An 18373-nucleotide genomic window follows, 5' to 3' on the forward strand; every position below is an offset into this window, starting at 1 on the left:
GGGGACGGCCCGCCGATCAGACGTCCGTGAGACGGACCCCCGCGTGCGCCTTGTAGCGCCGGTTGATCGAGATGAGGTTGGCCGTGAGCGCCTCGACCTGGTGCGCGTTGCGCAGCCGCCCGCCGTACACCCCGCGGACCCCGGGGATCGCCGCGGCGAGGGCCTGGACGGTGTCGGTCGCCTCGCGGTCGTCGCCGAGGACCAGCACGTCCAGGTCGACCTTGTCCACCGCGGGGTCGAGCAGCAGCACCGCGGACACGTGATGGAAGGCGGCCACCACGCGGCTGTCCGGCAACACCGCCGCGGCCTGCTGGGCGGCCGAGCCCTCCTCGACGGGCAGCGCGTACGCGCCCTGCTTGTCGAAGCCCAGCGGGTTGACGCAGTCGATCACGATCTTGCCGGCCAGCGGTTCGCGCAGCGCCTCGAGGGTGGCCTTGTGCCCGTCCCACGGCACGGCGACGATCACGATGTCGGCCTCGGTGGCGACCGTGGCGTTCTCCGCGCCCCTGGCGCCGTTGCCGATCGAGTCGGCGGCCTCCTGGGCGCGTCCTGCGTTGCGGGAGCCGATGAGCACGGGGTGTCCGGCCAGGGCGAAGCGCCGGGCCAGTCCCTTGCCCTGGTCGCCGGTGCCGCCCAGGATGCCGATGGTCAATCCGCTCACTTCGGGAAGGTCAGTCATAGGGCAGATCATGCCAGGGCGGGGTTCGCGGGCCGAACCCAGCCCCGCCCGGGCGGGCTTCGATCGGCCAACGCGGCAAACGGGCAGCGGAGCAGGCGCAGGTCAGGCACCATGGACGAATGGACGCAGGGTCGGTGGCTTTCCTTCGCGAGGTTCTGGCCGAGACCGGCTGGCTGGAGCGCACCAGGGAGCTGGGAACGGCGTTGCGGGCCACCCGCTCCCCCGGCGGCCTGCTCCTGGTCGGCACGCCCGACGACGAGCCGTGGCACCTCACCGCCCACCTCGGTGACGAGGCGCGGCTGGCGGGGCTGCCCCAGCTGGCGCCGACGCTGGTGCGGTGGAGCCCGCCGCCGCAGGCCCCCGCCCATCTGCGGGTCGGCCTCGACCGCATCGAGCGGGCCGGGCGGGGCGAGACCCTCTTCGTGGTGGCCGAGCGGCAGGCGCCCGTGCCGCTGCTCGAACGCGTCGACGACGCCAGGCGCACCGGCGCGACGATCCTGGCGCTGGAGGGCGGCGACGCCGAGCTGGCGGGGCTGGCCCACGACGCGCTGGCCGTCCCCGCCGACGGTCCTGTCAGCTTCGACGGCGCCCAGCACCTGGTCAGCGCCGCGGCGGCGGAGCCGCCCCAGCGCCAGGGGCTAAGGGACCGCCTGGCCAGACTCCTCGAGCGGGTCAGCGGCCCGCAGGTGGTTGACTAGCGCCTCCTCGATCGCCGCGATGACCACCGCCTGCACCGGGTCGGGCTCGCCCGAGCGGGTGCGGCTCACGCGGGTGACGGCGTCGAGCCCCCGCGCGCCGATGTCGCCGATGTCGCTCACACCGACGAACCCCTCGGGAACGTCGAGCAGGGCCAGCGACGGCACGATGGCGACGCCGTGCCCCGCCGCCACCAGCGCGAGCGTGGGAGGGAACTCCTCGATGACGTGCACCCGCCTGGGCTCGAACCCGTGCAGCGCGGCCAGCCGTTCGAGCGCCTGACCGCAGGCCTGGTCGGGCAGTCCCGCCACCCACGAGACGGCGGCCAGGTCGGCGACGGTGCGGGGCATGGCGGGCCAGTCCGGCGGCACCACGATGCGGTACTCGTCGATGTACAGGGTCCTGGAGGCCAGCGAGGTCAGGGAGGGCGCGGGCAGGCTCGTGTCCCGCTCGGTGATCAGCACGTCCACCCCGCCGAGGCGCAGCTCGCGCAGGGCGGGGGCGCCGTACATCTCCCGGATGACGGGGGTGATCTGCGGATGCCTGACGGCCAGCGACCGCAGGGCGGGCACCAGCAGATGCGTGATCACCGTCGGGAAGGCGGCGATCGTCACCGGTCCCGCGAGCCGTTCGGAGAAGTGGGTGAGCTCCCGCTTCGCCTCGGCCAGTTCCTCCTCCACCCGCTCGGCGTATCCCGCCAGCACGCGTCCCGCCGGGGTGAGGGAGACCCTGCGCTGCGAGCGGTCGATGAGGGCCAGGCCGACCTCGCGTTCCAGCTGCGCCAGCTGCTGGGATACCGCGGAGGCGGTGAGATGCAGCGCCTCGGCCGCGCGCATGACGCCGCCGCGGCGGGCGACCTCGTGCAGCACCCGCAGGCGGCGGGGGTCTATCTCCATTAGCTCAGCTTACGCGGATGTGTAGATTTCATTATTTGCGCTTGAGGAACGCCGGTCAGCACAATGTCCGCATGGATCTCCTCGTGGCCGCCGTCGGCTGGATCGGCGCGGGCCTGATGCTGTACGGCTACGCCCGCGTCTCCGCGGGAAGGATGGCCGGGGACGGCCTGCCGTACCAGCTGACCAACCTGGTGGGATCCCTCGCCCTGATGGTCAACACCGCCTACAACGCGGCCTGGCCCTCGGCGCTGCTCAACGTGGTGTGGGCGGCGATCGGCGCCGTCGCGATCTTCAGGCTCAGGGAGGCCGTCAGATGATCATTGAGCTGAGTCACCGGATCACCGAGGGGATGATCACCTATCCCGGCATCCCGGGACCCGTGCTCGGGATGCACCTGAGCAGGAAGGACTCCCGCGAGATCTACGCGGAGGGCACCGAGTTCGAGATCGGCACCATCACGCTGGCCGCCAACACGGGGACGTACCTGGACACCCCGTATCACCGCTACGCCGAAGGACCCGACCTGTCGCAGGTGCCCGTCGAGCGGATGGCCGACCTGCCGGGGCTCGTGGTGCGCGCGGAGGGCAGGCCCAGCGTGGGCCTCGACCTGCTGCGCGGGCTGGACGTGCGGGGCAGGGCGGTGCTCCTGCACACCGGATGGGACAGGCACTTCGGCACCGACGCCTACCTGCACGAACACCCCTACCTGGAGCCCGAGGCCGCGGCATGGCTGGCCGAGCAGGAGGCGGCGCTGGTCGGCATCGACTCGCTGAACATCGACGCGACCCCGCCCAAGGGAGAGCGTCCCGCGCACACGCTGCTGCTGGCGGCGGGGATCCCGCTGGTCGAGCACCTGACCGGGCTGGCAGGGCTGCCCGACCGCGGGTTCCGCTTCCACGCGGCGCCACCCATGATCGCCGGTCTCGGCACCTTTCCCGTCCGCGCGTACGCGGTGGTGCAGGCGGCTGACTAATCAGTCATCGTCGTCCTGGTCCTGCTCGTCCCAGGCCTTGTTGCGCTCGGCGGCGCGCTGCAGAGCGCCCGCCGCCTCCTGCTCGGTCGCGTACGGGCCCATGCGGTCCTTGTTCGGGCAGCCCTGGTCGGGCTCGACGCGCATGTGCTTGAGACAGAACCACCATTGACCTTCGCTCACGGGGTGAATTGTGCCCCGTAAACTCGCTTTCATGACCACACTGCTCCAGCCAGGGCGGATCTCGCCCATGCGCAAGGTTCCCGCCCACATCCAGCGGCCGGAGTACGTCGGCAGGAAGCAGCCCAAGACCGGAGAGGCCGACGTCAAGACGCCCGAGCTCATCGAACGGATGCGCGTCGCGGGCCGGATCGCCGCGCAGGCCCTCGAAGAGGTCGGCAAGCACGTCTCCCCCGGGGTGACCACCGACGAGCTCGACAGGATCGGCCACGAGTTCCTTCTCGACCACGGCGCCTACCCCAGCACACTCGGCTACCGCGGCTACCCCAAGTCGCTGTGCACCTCGATCAACGAGGTCATCTGCCACGGCATCCCCGACGACACGGTGCTGCGCGACGGTGACATCGTCAACGTCGACATCACCGCGTACATCGGCGGCGTCCACGGCGACACCGACGCCACCTTCCTGGTCGGTGACGTGGACGAGGAGTCACGGCTGCTGGTGGAGCGCACCCGCGAGGCGACGATGCGCGCGATCAAGGCCGTGGCGCCCGGCCGCCAGCTCAACGTCGTCGGCAGGGTCATCGAGGCCTACGCCAAGCGCTTCGGCTACGGCGTGGTGCGCGACTTCACCGGGCACGGCATCGGCACGACGTTCCACTCCGGTCTGATGGTGCCGCACTACGACGACCCGACGCTGCAGGTGGAGCTGGTGCCGGGGATGACGTTCACCATCGAGCCGATGCTGACGCTCGGCACGATCGACTACGAGATCTGGCCGGACAAGTGGACGGCCGTCACCAAGGACCGCAAGCGCACCGCGCAGTTCGAGCACACCATCCTGGTCACCGACACGGGCTCGGAGATCCTCACTCTCCCCTGACACCGCCGTACGGCGAGCCCGGCCCGTGGTGCGGGCTCGCCGTACGAGTCAGCGCGATCAGCGTTTCCTGCGCGGGACGACCGCCGAGACCGTCGTGCCCTCACCCTGCACGCTGTTGACCGACAGGCTGCCGCCGACCTCCGCCATCCGCGCGCGCATCCTGGCGATGCCCCCGCGCTCGCGCGGCACGCTGAACCCTTCGCCGTCGTCGCTCACCGTCAGCCGCAGCCCGCCGGCGCCCACGGTGACGGCGAAGGAGACCGTGCCCGCCCCGCTGTGCCGCTCGACGTTGAGCAGCGCCTCCTCCACCACGGCCATGACGCTCCTCGCGATCGTCGCGGGCACGTCGCCGCGGGGAAGCGCCCAGACCTCGACCGCGATCCCCGTGCGCTGCGACCACTCCGCGAGATGGCTCTCCAGAGCCTCGGCGAGGCTCCGCCCCCCACGCATGCGCGTCTCATCCACCAACTTGGCACTCGCCTTCCTGAGCACACAGCGGGCGATCACCGCGGCCGTGCCCCGGCGCCTCCCCACGATGGCCCTGGCCGACGGCCGTACAAAGGTGATGCCCGTCACCCCCGACCGCAAGGTTACCGGGCGGTTCGGAAGCGCGTGGGGTGAAGATAGAAGGCCGTGGCCGCCTGGCTACTCGCCCCGGTCGCGCCGGTTCAGTTTGGCCAGGTAGTCGTTGTAGGAGTCGAGCTCGGGATCGCCGGTGCCGCCGGTGCGGGCGGCCACTGCGTCAGCCCTCCTGTCGGCCCTGCGGGCCTTCCTGTCGTCGTCGCTATACCACTGGAAGGCCAGCGCGATCAGCACGATCAGCGTCGGGATCTCGCCGAAGCCCCAGGCGATGGCGCCACCGTCCTGCTGGTCGAGCAGCGGCGAGGCGCCCCAGGTGCGGCCGAGCTGTTCGTACCAGTCGGCGGCGATCACGGTGCCCATCATCATCAGCGCGATGCCGAAGAAGGCGTGGAAGGGCATCGTGACGAAGAGCGTCAGCAGGCGGCCGACGTGCGGCAGCTTGTGCGGGGCGGGGTCGACGCCGATGATCACCCAGAAGAACAGCGAGCCGCTCAGCAGGAAGTGGAGCGTCATCACGATGTGCCCGAGGTGCTCCTCCATCGCCGCGGCGAACAGCGGCGTGAAGTAGAGCGCGTAGGTCGAGACGATGAAGATCGTGGTGGCGACGGCGGGATGGGTGAGGACCTTGACGAACCTGCTGTGCAGGATGACGTTCAGCCACTCGCGCGGCCCCCTGTCGCCGCGGCGGGCGGCCGGCTTGAGCGCGCGCAGCGCCAGCGTGACGGGCGCGCCGAGGACCAGGAAGATCGGCACCAGCATCGACAGCGTCATGTGCTCCATCATGTGGACGCTGAACAGCACCTGGGCGTAGCGGGCCACGCCGCTCTGCGTGGCGAGCACGAGGATCGCCACCCCGACGAACCAGGCGACGGTGCGGCCGGGCGGCCAGGAGTCGCCGCGGCGGCGCAGCCGGATGACGCCTCCGGCGTACAGGCCGGCCAGCGCGGCGGCGATCAGCGCGAAGAACAGGTCGAGCCACCACAGGGAGGCCAGGTTGCCGAGCGTGATCGGCGGCGGCATCGGGAAGCCGAGCAGCTCGTAGGCGCGGTCGGCGGGCAGGGTCACCGCGGGCGGCTGCGTGCGGGCCAGCGCGACGGCCAGGCCCATGGTGGCGAACATCAGGCAGAGCTCACCGACCGCCAGGCGGGTGAACGCGCCGGCCCGGCCCTTGGCCAGCTCCCCCATCGTGCGCTGGCGGTGCCACCAGCCGAAGTAGCCGAGGAGGACGAAGGCGACGGTCTTGACCACGAGGAGCACGCCGTAGGCGGAGGTCCACAGGTCGCTGATCGCGGTCAGCCTGGCCAGCACGCTGAACAGCCCAGACAGGCCGACACCGACGTAGCACCACACGGCCAGGCGGGAGAAGCGGTCCGCCGCCACGTCCAGCTGCGGCTGCTTGCGCATCCCGTGGACCACGAGCACGGTCAGGCCGCCCACCCACAGCGCCAGCGAGATCAGATGGACGGCGACGCCCGTGGTCGCCAGGTCGTGGTTGGGCGAGGAGGAGGCGTGGCTGGTCAGGGCCGGCGGCAGCAGCGTGACCAGGGCCAGCGCCAGCAGGCCCGCGGACGCGCCCGCCGTGATCGCGCCCCGCGAGAACAGCGCGATGGCCACCCCGAACAGGACCACCAGGGTCAGCGCGATGCCCTGGCCGACCTGGCTGGCGAAGCTGGTCAGCTCGTTGCCGCCGAGGACGTCGGCCACCGGCAGGCCGAGCGTCTCCGACAGCGTGAACACCATCGTGAGCGCGCTCGCGCCCGCCCAGATCAGCGCCGTCCAGGAGGCGGCCTTGACGTAGCCGAGGGCGGCCTTGCCGAGCATCCCCTTGTCGTTGGGGAGGAAGACGGTCGCGGCCAGCAGGAGACCGACGGTGAGCAGCCCCGCGACGTCCATCGACAGCTTCGAGACAGGCAGCGCCCACCTGGTCAGCGGGCCCTCGTCGGGCAGGCCGGGAATGATGCGCGGGAACGCCGCGCCCCCAGCGATCATGGCGGCGACCAGCGCGGCGAGCGCCGCGGCGACCAACGCCAGAGCGAGACGGGCGGTCCTGGTCACGGCTTCTTCTTCCGCGCGCTCAGCAGGAACCCGATGCCGACGCCGACCAGACCGCCGACCACGAGGATGAGCCAGATCGGGAAGCCGGGCGCGCTCTGCCGCTCGGCCGCCTGCTCGCTCTGCTCGGCGGCGGGGAGCGCGGAGGCCGTCTCGCTCGCCGGGGCGCTCTCACTGGCCGCGGGCGTGGGCGTGACCGTGGGCTCCTCGGTCGGGGTCGCCTGCGGCGCGCCCTTGACCTTGAACGGGATCTCGCCCTCGATCGGGTGCCCGTCGGAGGAGACGACCCGGTAGGCGATCGTGTAGGAGCCGTCGGGCAGCGTGCCCTTGAGCTTCTGCGTCACGACCGGGCCGTCGACCTCGGGCTTGCCCAGCTGGTGCTCGGTGTCGTCGGCGGCGCGCACGATCACGAAGGGCAGCTTCGGAGCGGCGGTGAACTCCAGCTCGATCTCGTCCACCGTCTTGACGGTGGCGTTCTTCTTCGGGTTGCTGCTCTTCAGGGCGTCGTGGGCCAGCGCGGGCGGCGCCAGGACGACGGCGGCGACCAGGGCGGCGAGCAGGGCGGTAAGGGCCGCACGTGGGGATCTGTTCATGGCAACCCCAAGGCTACCCACCGCCCTGCCCGGTGCCGACTTCGCTACAGACCGGCGCAGGCGAGCGCCTGCTGGTAGGCCTCGACGGCGCGCTCGTCGTCGCCGAGCTCGTCGATCGTCTCGGCCAGGGCGTACCACTTGCCCGCGGCCTGTCGCGACGCGGGCGACTGCTGCATGAACCGCAGCGCCTCGCGGGCGCTGGCGAGCCCTTCCTCCCTCTCGCCCATGGCCCCCTGGGCGCGGGCGAGAATCATTCGGCCCTGGGCGTCGAGCTCAGGGGTCTCGTCGGCCAGCAACCCGTCGGCCGCCGTCACGTGCTCGACGGCCAGCTCGAAGTTGCCCGCGGTCAGCTCGACCTTGGCGAGCTCGAGCTCGACGAAGGCCTGGTCGGTCACCCCCGTGGAACTCTCCGCCATGTCCCTGAGCGTCTGGCCGAACCGCTCCCTGAGCTGGTCGGTGTTCCGCGGGTTGAGCCTGGCGTGGTGGCCCGCCACGGCCCCGCGCAGCCTGGCCAGATTGCGGGGGGCGCCGGTCTCGGACTGGATGGCGTAGGCCCGCTCCACCAGGGCCAGCGCCTCCTCGCCCTTGCCCACGGACTCGGCGACCCTGGCCGCGTTCCAGCTGGCCGCCACGGTCGCGCGAGGGGTGCCGAGGAGCTCGGCCGCGGCCAGCAGCTCGGCGGAGAACTGGCGGGCGCGCAGCAGGTCGCCGCGCACCCAATAGGCCGCGAGCAGCGTGGCGCCGAGCTCGACCAGGCCGTCGGTCCACGCGGGACGGACGGCGCCCGAGAGGATCCGCTCGCCGACCTCCACGGCCGCGACCAGGTCACCCTTGTCGCGGTAGCAGCGGCACAGGGCGAGCGCGATCTCGACGTGGCGGTCGGCGCTGAGGTCCTCACCGTCGAGCCGCCTGAGGATCTCGATGGCCCCGCTGATGTCGCCGGTCGCCTCCGTCGCGAGGGCCAGGCCGTACTCCGCCTCTTGACGAAGCGCGGTCAGACCCGCCAGGTTGTTGTCCGCAAGGAGCTCGGCGAACCTGGTCCGGGCCTCGTGGACCTCGCCGTTCTCCAGGGCGAGCCGCGCGTAGCCGAGCCCGAGCTCGATGTCGTTCATCTGCTCGGCGGTGACGCCGTTGACGAGGTAGCTGAGCGAGCAGTCCAGCTTCTGGGCCAGAAGTTCGAGCACCGCAGGGGTTGGGGTACGCTTGCCACTCTCGATCAAGGAAACGTAACTGTCAGACAACTCAGGGTGAGCAAGCTGGGCCTGTGAGAGCCCCCGCTGGCGGCGGACTGTCTTGATGCGCAGCCCGACCAGGTCAGATGTGGTCACAGCAATGTCTCCCTGGGATGATGAAGTCCAAGCACCACCTGAGCGAGGGAGAACCCCCCATGCGCAAGCGTCTTGTCATGTCCGCACTCGCTGTCTTCATCGCGGCGATTGCCACAGTTGGAGGCAATGTTACGACCGCAGGTGCCGACGTGTCTCCTGCTCAGTCGAGCTTCGACCTTCTCTGCTGCTAACACGGATCGTGTTCACTCGAGCACGCCACCCGACAAGCCCCCGAATCGCCATAGTTCGGGGGCTTCCGGCTCTCAGCCCGACCGCAGGGCCAGGAAGAAGTCCACTCTGTCGGCCATCGTCGACAGGTCCCTGCCGGTCAGCTCCTCGATCCGCCTGATCCGGTACCTCACGGTGTTCACGTGCACGTGCATCCGCTCGGCGCAGGCGTTCCACGACCCCGCCGTGTCGAGGAAGGTGCCGAGCGTGCGCACCAGCTCCGACTGGTGCCCCCTGTCGTACTCGAACAGCGGCGTGAGCAGCCGGTGCGCGAACGAGCGGCGCACGTCGCCGGGCACGGTGGCCAGCAGCAGGGCGTGGGTGTAGATCTCGTCGCTGGTGACGACCCCGCCCGAGCGGGCCTCGGCCAGCCTGCGGGCGTGCCCCGCCTCCTCGATGCCGCCCCTGATCGCCGCGGCGCCGGTGAGGGCGCCGCTCAGGCCGATGGAGACCCTGGTGTCCCGCAGCGCCGACAGCACCTCGACACCCGAGCGCAGGCGGTCGGCGAGCACGGAGACGGGCCCTTCCAGCGGGACGAGCGCGGTCGCGCCGTCCGCGCCCGCGGCGGCCACGACGCTGCGGCCGAGCAGCTCCTCCAGCACCTGACCGCCCAGCGTGGCGGGGTCGGGCCCCCGGGACGCCCCGGGACGCGCGGCGGTCGCCGTCACCACCGAGTACGGCTCGGCGCCGCCCAGCCCGCACGTCCTGAGCCTGGTGTTGAGCTCGGCGGGGTCCGCCTCGGCCGCGAAGGCCGCCGCCACGAGCTGCCCGACCAGGCGGCGCTCGACCCGCCTGCCCTCCTCCATCCTGGTGCGTTCGAGCGCGACGCAGGCCGCCAGCTCGAAGCCGAGGTCGGCGCGGCCGAGCAGGTCGCCCTCGCAGGCCAGCGCCCAGCCGGCCGCGCGGTGTCCCCTGCCGACGGCGAACAGCGTGTGGCCCTCGGCGACGCAGGGCAGCCGGGGCGCCGAGAGGAAGGCGCGGGCCAGCCGGACGCGGAGCGGCGGAGCCTGCGCCGACGCGGGATCGGCCAGGGAGCCGACGACCAGATCCCCCGTGGTGGACAGCACGGCGCCGGTGACGCCGAGCTCCGCGGCGGTCAGCGCGAAGAGGTCGGCCAGGTCGGCGCCCTCGGCCACGGCGTCGACGATCCTGCGCTGACGGCCGAGGGCGGCCCTGACGTCGCCCGACAGCCGGGGGGCCGCCACCTCGCCGACGACGCGGAAGGAGACGGCGGTGGGGATCTCCAGCAGCGGCAGCCCGGCCTCCGCGCACGCCCGCACGAGATCGTCGGGAACGTGACCGAGCCACGCCTGACCCGCGCCCAGCGCGGCCACGCCCGCCGCGCGCAGGGCGGCGACGAAGCGGGCGGAGTCCGCGGGCTCGTGCCGCCACATCAGCCCGCTGAGCACCAGCTCACCACCCGTCAGGTAGCGGCCGGGGTCCGGCAGGTCGGTGACGTGCACGGCGGTGAACTCGGTGTCCTCGTCCCCGGTGAGCAGGGTGAGTCCGAGTTCGGAGACGGCCAGCAGGTCCCTGATGCGCACTTGGAGGAATATACAAGTCCGCTCAAAGAGCGGCTTACCTCGATTTCACATCGCGCGCATAGGACGCCCGATCCGCGAGTGCTGTACTCGGAGCATGACGCAGACGGCCAGCACAGGGACGGCCAGCCCGGGGACGGCGAGCAGGGTCGGGCAGGGCGTGGGCGAGAGCGCGGGCCGCCCCGACGCCACGCTCAAGGTGACGGGCGAGTTCGCCTACTCCTCCGACCTGTGGCTGGAGGGCATGGTGTGGGGCGTGACGCTGCGCAGCCCGCACCCCTCCGCGTGGATCCGCTCGATCGACATCGGGCCCGCGCTGGCGGTGCCCGGCGTGCTCGCCGTCCTCACCCACGAGGACGTGCGCGGCGAGAAGTTCTACGGCCTGGAGCACAAGGACCAGCCGGTGCTGGCCATCGACCAGGTCCGCTACCAAGGCGAGCCGGTGGCCCTGGTGGCCGCCGAGCACCCCGAGACGGCGCGCAGGGCCGCGGCGGCGATCGTGGTCGACTACGAGGTCCGCGAGGCGGTGACCGATCCGCGCCTGGCCACGGAGTTCGTCAGGAGGCAGCCGGTCAGGGTCGGCGACACCTTCGAGGCGGAGGTCGTCGTCACGGGCGAGTACGAGGTCGGCATGCAGGACCAGGCCTTCCTCGGCCCCGAGTCGGGCCTGGCGGTGCCCGCGGAGGACGGCGGCGTCGACCTCTACATCGCCACCCAGTGGCTGCACGTGGACCGCGACCAGCTGGCGCCGTGCCTGGGGCTGCCGCCGGAGAAGGTACGGCTGTCGCTGGCCGGGGTCGGCGGCGCGTTCGGCGCCCGCGAGGACCTGTCGATGCAGGTGCACGCCTGCATGCTGGCGCTGCGCCTGAACCGGCCCGTCAAGATCGTCTACGGCCGCGAGGAGTCGTTCTTCGGCCACGTGCACCGCCACCCCGCCTGGATGCGCTACGAGCACGGCGCCACCCGCGACGGCGAGCTCGTCTACGTCAAGGCCGAGATCCTGCTGGACGGCGGCGCCTACTGCTCCTCCTCCCCCGCCGTCGTCGGCAACGCGGCCTCGCTCGGCGTGGGGCCCTACGAGGTGCCGAACGTCGACATCGTGGCCACCGGCGTCTACACCAACAACCCGCCGTGCGGCGCGATGCGCGGCTTCGGCGCGGTGCAGGCCTGCTACGCCTACGAGTCGCAGATGGACCAGCTGGCCGCCGCCTGCGGCCTGTCGCCCGTCGAGATCCGGATCCGCAACGCCGTCTCCCAGGGCTCCGCGCTGGCCACCGGCCAGATCATCGACTCCCCCGCCCCGCTCGCCGACATGCTGCGCGAGCTGGCCGCCATGCCCATGCCGCCCGCCGCCTCCGCCGACCTGCGCGACCTGCCGGGCGGCGTCTCCCAGACCACCCACGGCGAGGGCGTACGGCGGGGCGTCGGCTACGGCGTGGGCATCAAGAACATCTGCTTCTCCGAAGGCTTCGACGACTACTCCACCGCCAGGGTCAGGGCCGAGCTGATCGGCGGCGAGCCGCACGTCACCGTGCACACCGCCGCCGCCGAGGTCGGTCAGGGCCTGGTGACGATCCAGGCCCAGATCGCCCGCACCGAGCTGGGCATCGACCGGGTCACCCTCGCCACAGCCGACACGCAGGTCGGCTCGGCGGGCTCCTCGTCGGCCTCCCGCCAGTCCTACGTCACGGGCGGGGCGGTGAAGGCGGCCTGCGAGGCCGTGCGCGAGCGGTTCAACGGGCTGCCGCCCGCGCTGGCGCTGGAGAAGTTCGGCCCCATCGAGGAGACGCGGGAGTACCGGCACCGCCCCACCTACCCGATGGACCCGGTCACGGGCCAGGCCGACTCCCACACCCAGCTGGCGCTGTGCGTGCACCGGGCGGTCGTGGACGTGGACGTGGAGCTCGGCCTGGTCAAGGTGGTCGAGCTGGCCGCCGTGCAGGACGTGGGCAAGATGCTCAACCCGCTCGCCCTCGAGGGGCAGATCCACGGCGGCTCGGCGCAGGGCCTCGGCCTGGCGTTGATGGAGGAGATCCAGGTGCGCGACGGGCAGGTGCTGAACCCGTCCTTCACCGACTACCTGATCCCCACCATCCTCGACATGCCGCCCATGCGGCTGTCGATCCTGGAGAACCCCGACCCCGCCGCGCCGTACGGGCTGAGGGGCGCGGGCGAGCCGCCGACGCTGTCGTCCACGCCCGCCATCGTGGCGGCGGTCAGGGACGCCACGGGGGTGCCGCTGACCAGAGTGCCGGTGCGTCCCGAGCACCTTGTAGGGTGAGCGGTCCGTAAGGGTCGACTATCACGGAGGAACCAGCCCCCATGTCCGATGCGCGCGAGGCGGCCAAGGCCGAGTTCGAGAAGTTCGACACCGACCATGACGGCGTGCTCACTGCGGGCGAGATCCGGCAGGTGAACCAGGCCCTCGGCGGCCGCGGGGTCACCGACGAGGAGATCGAGGCGTTCGTCGCCTCCGCCGACCGCGACGGTGACGGCGGCATCACGCTGGACGAGTTCGTCGCCCTGGTCGGCGGCGGCAGGCACGAGCAGCGATAGCCGCATGGGCTAAGCGGGTAGGAGCACGATCATCCCCCTGGAGGCCGAAGGGGGATGAACGTGCTCGAGAGGCTCTTCGAGCTGTCCGCGCGGGAGACGACGGTCGGCCGCGAGGTGCGCGGCGGCATCACCACGTTCATGGCGATGGCCTACATCATCCTGCTCAACCCGATCATCCTGGCCGGGGCGAAGGACATCACCGGGGCGCAGCTCAGCATCGGGCAGCTGACCACCGCGACCGCGCTGGCCGCAGCCGTGAGCACGCTGCTGATGGCGTTCGTGGGCAACGCCCCCTTCGGCCTGGCGGCGGGCCTTGGGCTGAACGCCGTGGTGGCCTACCAGGCGGCCCCGTACATGACCTGGGCGCAGGCGATGGGCCTGGTGGTGCTCGAAGGCCTGGTGATCATCATCCTGGCGGTCTCGGGCGTGCGCAGGCTGATCATGGATTCGATTCCCCTCGCCCTGAAACACGCGATCAGCGTCGGCATCGGCATGTTCATCACGCTGATCGGCCTGGTCGACGCGGGCTTCGTCTCCGGCGGCGGCGCCACTCCCCTGCGGCTCGGGACGACGGGCCACCTCACGGGCTGGCCCGTGACGGTCTTCTGCGCAGGGCTGCTGCTGATGATCGTGCTGTTCATCCGCAAGACGCCGGGCGCCATCCTGCTCAGCATCCTCATCACCACGGTCCTGGCGATCGTGGTGAACTCCCTGGCCACCATCGACCCGAAGACCTGGGGCGTCGTCGTGCCGAGGGTGCCCGACTCCATCGTCTCCACCCCCGACTTCGGGCTGGTCGGGCAGTTCGACCTGTTCGGCGGCTTCGTCACGGCGGGCGCGCTCACGGCCTCGATCGTGCTGTTCACGCTGGTGCTCTCGGGCTTCTTCGACGCGATGGGCACGATCATCGGCGTGAGCGACGAGGCGGGCCTGGTCGACGCCAAAGGCAGGGTGCCGCGCCTGGGCCGGATCCTGACCGTTGACGGCATCGCGGGCATGGTCGGCGGCTCGGTCAGCGCCTCCGCCAACACCGTCTTCGTGGAGTCGGCGGCGGGCGTCGGCGAGGGCGCGCGCACGGGTCTCGCCAGCGTGGCGACCGGCGGACTGCTGGCGCTGACCATGCTCTTCACGCCGCTGGCCGAGGTCGTGCCGGCGGCGGCGGCCGCCCCCGCGCTGGTGCTGGTGGGCGCGCTGATGATGACCCAGAGCCGCAAGGTGCCGTGGGACGACCTCGAGATGGCGATTCCCGCGTTCCTGACGATCGCGCTGATGCCGTTCACCTACAGCATCACCAACGGGGTGGGCGCCGGGGTGATCGCCTACACGCTCATCAAGGCGGCGCGCGGCAAGTGGGGCGAGATCCCGTGGCTGCTGTGGGTGGTGTCGCTGATCTTCCTCGCCTACTTCGCGGTCGACGGGCTGTTCTAGCCGTCCTGGGGGTCGCAGGCGAAGCCGTCGGCGTCCTTGTCGGCGTACCAGTGGTACTGCGGGTGCCTGCCCTTCTGGTACGGCCCGCCGTAGCCGGCCGCCCTGGCCTCGGCGCAGGTGGGGTACTTCTTCTCGCCGCCCGCGGTGAGCGAGGAGCCCGTGGACCGCGTCCCGCCGGTGGGCGCGGTGCCGCTCCCTCGACCCGTTCCCGTGCCGGTGCCGGTCGTTCCCGTGCCGGTGCCCGTGCCCGTGCCCGGTGGTGTGGTGTTCGTGCCCGGCGGGGCGGTGCCGACCCCGGGCTGGGTCGTGCCCGTGCCGGGCGGGGTCGTGCCCGTGCCGGGCGGGGTCGTGCCGGTGCCCGGCGGGGTGGTGCCCGTGCCGGGAGGGGTGGTGCCGGGGGCCGGAGTGGATCCGGTGGGCGAGGTGGCAGGCGGCGCGCCCAGCATCGCCTGGACCAGCGCGTCGGCCTTCTCCTTGGTGAAGCCCGCGATGCTCAGGCTGTCGCCGCTCATCGTCTGGGCGACGGTCGGGGCGGCCAGCACGGTGGCGCTCTCGTTCTGGCCCACCACGATGGCGATCTGCTGGTCGACCCGCTCCTTGAGGAGCGCGGCGAGCGCGTCGCGGAAGGCGGGCGCGACGGCGATCCTGACGCCGTAGCCGTCCTTCTCCTTCACCGTCTCGATCGCCTGCACCGCCGAGACGGCCACCGCGTCGGACAGGAAGTAGCAGACCTGCTTGTCGAGCGAGAGCGCCACCGTCTCGCCAGGGCACGGGGCGGGCTTCTGGTCGTCCACGGGGGCGAAGAAGATCGGCTGGCCCAGCCTGGTGGGGGGCTTGCCGCCGAACAGCGGGGAGTCGGGGTTCCTCGTCATGAGCACCGCGATGGTGCCCAGCACGCCCGCGGTCAGCACGACCACCACGAGGGAGACGATGAGCACGATGGTGGTGAGCCTGCTCGCCCTGGGTTCCGCGGGCCCCGCCGGTGCGGCGGGCGAAGCGGGTGGCGCGGGTGGCGCGGTGGGCGGCGCCCCGGACGACTCCTCCGGCGGCGACGGTTTCTCCATCGGTGAACCCCATCCTGACTGTTACTTCCGCAGAGCCTAGCGACGACGGCAAAAACCGGGTAATCCTCGACAGACTGCAAGGAAGATTGGCACGGTCCATACAGAATGTCGGGCCAGGTCGGGGGAAGATGGGTCTTATGAAGGTCGGAGTCCCCCGCGAGGTGAAGACCCACGAGTATCGCGTGGCCCTGACACCGGCGGGCGCACATGAGCTGATCAGGAATGGACACGACGTCTTCGTCGAACGCGACGCGGGTGCCGGTTCCGCCATCCCCGACGAGGACTTCACCTCGGTGGGCGCGGTCGTCCTCGGCAGCGCCGACGAGGTGTGGGCCACGGGCGACCTCATCCTGAAGGTGAAGGAGCCCATCGCCGAGGAGTACCACCGGATGCGCAAGGGGCAGGTGCTGTTCACCTACCTCCATCTGGCCGCCTCACGGCCCTGCACGTCGGCGATGCTCGACTCGGGCGTCACCGGCATCGCCTACGAGACCGTCCAGACCGACAACGGCGCGCTGCCTCTGCTGGCGCCCATGTCGGAGGTCGCGGGACGGCTGGCGCCACAGGTCGGCGCCTACCACCTGATGCGGCCGGAGGGCGGCAGGGGCGTGCTGATGGGCGGCGTCTCGGGAGTGCGGGCGGCGAACGTCGTGGTCATCGGCGCGGGAGTGTCGGGGATGAACGCGGCGGCGATCGCGATCGGCATGCAGGCGGAGGTGCTGCTGCTCGACCGCAACATCGACAAGCTGCGCCAGGCCGACATGATCTACAGGGGGCACTGCCAGACGGTCGCCTCCAACACGCTGGAGATCGAGCACGCCGTGCTCGAGGCCGACCTGGTGATCGGCGCGGTGCTGGTGCCGGGCGCCAAGGCGCCGATGCTGGTGAGCAACGAGCTGGTCAGCAGGATGAAGCCGGGCTCGGTGCTGGTGGACATCTCCATCGACCAGGGCGGCTGCTTCGAGGACTCCCGTCCGACCACGCACGACGAGCCGACCTACCAGGTGCACAACTCGCTCTTCTACTGCGTGGCGAACATGCCGGGGGCGGTGCCGTACACCTCCACCTTCGCGCTGACCAACGTCACCCTTCCCTACGTGCTGGCCATCGCCAACCAGGGATGGCTGGGGGCGCTCAGGAGCGACCGCGCCCTCGCCCGCGGCCTGAGCACGCACGAGGGGCGCCTGATCAGCGAGCCCGTGGCCGAGGCGCACGGGCTCGCGTCGACGCCCCTGGAGGAGGTGCTCGCCTAGGAGGAGGCGGGAGACGGCGTGGCCGACGGCGCGATCGACTCGCTCGGCAGCGGCGTGGCCTCGCCCTTGGGCTCGGGCGGCAGCGGCTGCTGGTCGGCGGTCGAGGTGATCGCGTACTCGCCGCCGCAGGTGGCGCCGAGCTCAGGGGTGTCGGGGCCGTTCTGGTACTTGGTGATGAACTTGGGCAGCTTCGGGTCGTCCGCGTTCTGGAAGGTCAGCTGGTGGCCCCACGAGCTGGCCACGATGGGCGCGGGCAGGTTCGGGTACGGGCTGACCAGCATGTAGTTGGCGTCGCCCGTGGACCCGGCGATGCTCTTGATCTTCTCGATCTGCGCCTTGGGCAGGTCGGGCCGGTAGGTGATCCAGACCGCGCCGTGCTCCAGCGAGTGGACGGCGTGCTCGTTGTGGATGGGCTTGTCGTAGACGTCGCACTGCTGCCAGTAGTTGTTGTGCTGGCCGCCGACCGGCGGGTTCTCCTTGTACTTCACCGCGGTCCAGACGTGCTCGCCACCGGCGTAGGAGACGCTGGTGACGGCGTCGAGCGAGGTCGCCTGCCGGTCCTTGATCACGTAGAAGCCGACTCCGCCGATGAGCAGGAGGATGACGAGTCCACCGACGCCCCACATCAGCATCGCGGTGCGGCGCTCCTTGGCCCTCTGCTCGGCGCGCATCCTGTTCAGATGCTCACGCCTGGCCTGCGCCTTCTCCTTAGTCATCGTTCCTCCACGGGGGTGACCAACTGCGGGTCACCCTATGCCCTCCGGGCGTATGTGGCGAATAAGGACAGACCCATGAGTAGGCTGGGATTCGATGACCAGAAAGCCTCTTCAGCTCGCGGCGTTCGCCGTGCTCGCCGTCGCCGCCGTGCTCTTCTTCGTGCTCGGCAGGAGCGGCAGCCCCACCGACTCCTCAGCCGAGGCCGGCTTCGCCCGTGACATGGGCAAGCACCACGCGCAGGCGGTCGAGATGTCGTTCATCGTGCGCGACAGGACGACCTCGCCCGACATCAAGAACCTCAGCGAGGACATCATCGTCACCCAGACCGCGCAGCGCGGCATGTTCATGGGGTGGCTGCAGCAGTGGGGGCTCAACCAGGCGAGCGAGCGGCCCGAGATGGCCTGGATGGTCGGTCACGCGGGCCACGGCGGCACGCAGGACAAGCCCGAACCGATGCCGGGCGTGGCGAGCGACGAGGAGCTGGCCAAACTCAGGAGCCTGAACGGCAAGCAGGCCGAGGTCTACTACCTGCAGCTGATGATCCGCCACCACGAGGGCGGCGTCGACATGTCCAAGGGACTGCTCGAGCTGACCGACCGCGCCGAGGTGCGGGGCCTGGCCCAGCAGATCGTCAACAGCCAGACCAGCGAGATCAAGCTGATGGCCGACCTGCTGGCCAAACGCGGCGCGGTGGCGCTGCCCTCGATTCTCAAGTAGGGGACGATGG

Annotated in this window: 19 protein-coding genes; 9 read left to right on the top strand and 10 right to left on the bottom strand. The window is 71.2% G+C overall.

All coding sequences use genetic code 11. From position 1 onward, the window contains the following. Positions 1-16 precede the first annotated feature (16 nt). Positions 17-679, bottom strand: a complete 663-nt coding sequence (gene npdG / locus H4W81_RS22175; protein ID WP_192776584.1) for an NADPH-dependent F420 reductase — start codon at positions 677-679, stop codon at positions 17-19. A gap of 119 nt (positions 680-798) precedes the next feature. Here npdG and H4W81_RS22180 point away from each other — a divergent pair, with 119 nt between their 5' ends. Beyond that, positions 799-1377 carry a hypothetical protein gene (locus H4W81_RS22180; protein WP_192776585.1) on the top strand — a complete coding sequence of 193 codons (579 nt, stop codon included), beginning with the start codon at positions 799-801 and terminating at the stop codon, positions 1375-1377. Here H4W81_RS22180 and H4W81_RS22185 read toward each other — a convergent pair. Next, positions 1318-2271: a LysR family transcriptional regulator gene (locus tag H4W81_RS22185; protein WP_192776586.1), complete on the bottom strand. Its 954-nt coding sequence runs from the start codon at positions 2269-2271 to the stop codon at positions 1318-1320. The genes H4W81_RS22180 and H4W81_RS22185 overlap by 60 nt on opposite strands. Positions 2272-2342: 71 nt before the next feature. On the opposite strand from H4W81_RS22185, the gene H4W81_RS22190 reads away from it, so the two are divergent. Both H4W81_RS22190 and H4W81_RS22195 read left to right on the top strand, forming a co-directional pair. Continuing rightward, the gene (locus H4W81_RS22190; RefSeq protein ID WP_192776587.1) at positions 2343-2588 is read left to right on the top strand and encodes a CBU_0592 family membrane protein; all 246 of its coding nucleotides are present in this window, start codon (positions 2343-2345) and stop codon (positions 2586-2588) included. Continuing rightward, positions 2585-3244: a cyclase family protein gene (locus tag H4W81_RS22195; RefSeq protein WP_192776588.1), complete on the top strand. Its 660-nt coding sequence runs from the start codon at positions 2585-2587 to the stop codon at positions 3242-3244. The genes H4W81_RS22190 and H4W81_RS22195 overlap by 4 nt, the downstream gene beginning before the upstream one ends. Here the strand turns inward: H4W81_RS22195 and H4W81_RS22200 are convergent, their stop codons facing one another. Next, positions 3245-3457 carry a hypothetical protein gene (locus H4W81_RS22200; RefSeq protein WP_192776589.1) on the bottom strand — a complete coding sequence of 71 codons (213 nt, stop codon included), beginning with the start codon at positions 3455-3457 and terminating at the stop codon, positions 3245-3247. On the opposite strand from H4W81_RS22200, the gene map reads away from it, so the two are divergent. After that, entirely contained in the window at positions 3456-4304 is an 849-nt protein-coding gene (gene map, locus H4W81_RS22205) for a type I methionyl aminopeptidase (protein ID WP_192776590.1), read from the top strand. The genes H4W81_RS22200 and map overlap by 2 nt on opposite strands. 57 nt (positions 4305-4361) lie before the next feature. Here map and H4W81_RS22210 read toward each other — a convergent pair whose 3' ends face one another. The 5 genes from H4W81_RS22210 to H4W81_RS22230 all read right to left on the bottom strand — a co-directional run bounded on the left by H4W81_RS22210 (position 4362) and on the right by H4W81_RS22230 (position 10631). Continuing rightward, on the bottom strand, positions 4362-4754 hold the full coding sequence (locus tag H4W81_RS22210) for a sensor histidine kinase (RefSeq protein WP_192776591.1): 393 nt from the start codon (positions 4752-4754) through the stop codon (positions 4362-4364). A gap of 195 nt (positions 4755-4949) precedes the next feature. Next, the gene (locus tag H4W81_RS22215; RefSeq protein WP_318781882.1) at positions 4950-6941 is read right to left on the bottom strand and encodes a bifunctional copper resistance protein CopD/cytochrome c oxidase assembly protein; all 1992 of its coding nucleotides are present in this window, start codon (positions 6939-6941) and stop codon (positions 4950-4952) included. Beyond that, positions 6938-7531, bottom strand: a complete 594-nt coding sequence (locus H4W81_RS22220) for a copper resistance CopC family protein (RefSeq protein ID WP_192776592.1) — start codon at positions 7529-7531, stop codon at positions 6938-6940. The genes H4W81_RS22215 and H4W81_RS22220 overlap by 4 nt, the downstream gene beginning before the upstream one ends. A 44-nt stretch (positions 7532-7575) precedes the next feature. Next, on the bottom strand, positions 7576-8859 hold the full coding sequence (locus tag H4W81_RS22225; protein ID WP_192776593.1) for a helix-turn-helix domain-containing protein: 1284 nt from the start codon (positions 8857-8859) through the stop codon (positions 7576-7578). A 263-nt stretch (positions 8860-9122) separates the two neighbouring features. Then, a complete protein-coding gene (locus H4W81_RS22230; protein WP_192776594.1) occupies positions 9123-10631 on the bottom strand; it encodes a helix-turn-helix domain-containing protein in 1509 nt (502 codons plus the stop codon). 94 nt (positions 10632-10725) lie between these two features. Between H4W81_RS22230 and H4W81_RS22235 the strand changes: the two genes are divergently transcribed. From H4W81_RS22235 to H4W81_RS22245, 3 genes are read left to right on the top strand one after another with little or no spacing between them, the layout of a single operon-like run. Then, on the top strand, positions 10726-12909 hold the full coding sequence (locus H4W81_RS22235; RefSeq protein ID WP_192776595.1) for a xanthine dehydrogenase family protein molybdopterin-binding subunit: 2184 nt from the start codon (positions 10726-10728) through the stop codon (positions 12907-12909). Between the two features lie 41 nt (positions 12910-12950). Continuing rightward, the gene (locus H4W81_RS22240; RefSeq protein WP_192776596.1) at positions 12951-13184 is read left to right on the top strand and encodes an EF-hand domain-containing protein; all 234 of its coding nucleotides are present in this window, start codon (positions 12951-12953) and stop codon (positions 13182-13184) included. A 54-nt stretch (positions 13185-13238) separates the two neighbouring features. Further along, complete coding sequence (locus tag H4W81_RS22245) at positions 13239-14612, top strand: NCS2 family permease (protein ID WP_192776597.1); 1374 nt, start codon at positions 13239-13241, stop codon at positions 14610-14612. Here H4W81_RS22245 and H4W81_RS22250 read toward each other — a convergent pair. Further along, positions 14609-15676, bottom strand: coding sequence for an excalibur calcium-binding domain-containing protein (locus H4W81_RS22250; RefSeq protein ID WP_192776598.1), 1068 nt, complete (start codon positions 15674-15676; stop codon positions 14609-14611). The genes H4W81_RS22245 and H4W81_RS22250 overlap by 4 nt on opposite strands. Before the next feature lie 137 nt (positions 15677-15813). On the opposite strand from H4W81_RS22250, the gene ald reads away from it, so the two are divergent. Beyond that, positions 15814-16929: an alanine dehydrogenase gene (gene ald, locus H4W81_RS22255; RefSeq protein ID WP_192776599.1), complete on the top strand. Its 1116-nt coding sequence runs from the start codon at positions 15814-15816 to the stop codon at positions 16927-16929. Here ald and H4W81_RS22260 read toward each other — a convergent pair. Next, positions 16926-17645, bottom strand: coding sequence for a DUF3105 domain-containing protein (locus H4W81_RS22260; protein ID WP_192776600.1), 720 nt, complete (start codon positions 17643-17645; stop codon positions 16926-16928). The two genes, ald and H4W81_RS22260, sit on opposite strands and share 4 nt — an antisense overlap. Positions 17646-17739: 94 nt before the next feature. Here H4W81_RS22260 and H4W81_RS22265 point away from each other — a divergent pair, with 94 nt between their 5' ends. Beyond that, a complete protein-coding gene (locus H4W81_RS22265; RefSeq protein WP_192776601.1) occupies positions 17740-18363 on the top strand; it encodes a DUF305 domain-containing protein in 624 nt (207 codons plus the stop codon). The last annotated feature ends 10 nt before the right edge of the window (positions 18364-18373 follow it).

This window comes from Nonomuraea africana (assembly GCF_014873535.1).
Lineage (GTDB): Bacteria > Actinomycetota > Actinomycetes > Streptosporangiales > Streptosporangiaceae > Nonomuraea > Nonomuraea africana.

Bases quoted from the DNA above. Each gene is read 5' to 3' on its own strand.
- npdG (WP_192776584.1), bottom strand. From the start codon at position 679: ATGACTGACCTTCCCGAAGTGAGCGGATTGACCATCGGCATCCTGGGC.
- H4W81_RS22180 (WP_192776585.1), top strand. From the start codon at position 799: ATGGACGCAGGGTCGGTGGCTTTCCTTCGCGAGGTTCTGGCCGAGACC.
- H4W81_RS22185 (WP_192776586.1), bottom strand. From the start codon at position 2,271: ATGGAGATAGACCCCCGCCGCCTGCGGGTGCTGCACGAGGTCGCCCGC.
- H4W81_RS22190 (WP_192776587.1), top strand. From the start codon at position 2,343: ATGGATCTCCTCGTGGCCGCCGTCGGCTGGATCGGCGCGGGCCTGATG.
- H4W81_RS22195 (WP_192776588.1), top strand. From the start codon at position 2,585: ATGATCATTGAGCTGAGTCACCGGATCACCGAGGGGATGATCACCTAT.
- map (WP_192776590.1), top strand. From the start codon at position 3,456: ATGACCACACTGCTCCAGCCAGGGCGGATCTCGCCCATGCGCAAGGTT.
- H4W81_RS22200 (WP_192776589.1), bottom strand. From the start codon at position 3,457: ATGAAAGCGAGTTTACGGGGCACAATTCACCCCGTGAGCGAAGGTCAA.
- H4W81_RS22210 (WP_192776591.1), bottom strand. From the start codon at position 4,754: ATGCGTGGGGGGCGGAGCCTCGCCGAGGCTCTGGAGAGCCATCTCGCG.
- H4W81_RS22220 (WP_192776592.1), bottom strand. From the start codon at position 7,531: ATGAACAGATCCCCACGTGCGGCCCTTACCGCCCTGCTCGCCGCCCTG.
- H4W81_RS22235 (WP_192776595.1), top strand. From the start codon at position 10,726: ATGACGCAGACGGCCAGCACAGGGACGGCCAGCCCGGGGACGGCGAGC.
- H4W81_RS22240 (WP_192776596.1), top strand. From the start codon at position 12,951: ATGTCCGATGCGCGCGAGGCGGCCAAGGCCGAGTTCGAGAAGTTCGAC.
- H4W81_RS22245 (WP_192776597.1), top strand. From the start codon at position 13,239: ATGAACGTGCTCGAGAGGCTCTTCGAGCTGTCCGCGCGGGAGACGACG.
- H4W81_RS22250 (WP_192776598.1), bottom strand. From the start codon at position 15,676: ATGGAGAAACCGTCGCCGCCGGAGGAGTCGTCCGGGGCGCCGCCCACC.
- ald (WP_192776599.1), top strand. From the start codon at position 15,814: ATGAAGGTCGGAGTCCCCCGCGAGGTGAAGACCCACGAGTATCGCGTG.
- H4W81_RS22260 (WP_192776600.1), bottom strand. From the start codon at position 17,645: ATGACTAAGGAGAAGGCGCAGGCCAGGCGTGAGCATCTGAACAGGATG.
- H4W81_RS22265 (WP_192776601.1), top strand. From the start codon at position 17,740: ATGACCAGAAAGCCTCTTCAGCTCGCGGCGTTCGCCGTGCTCGCCGTC.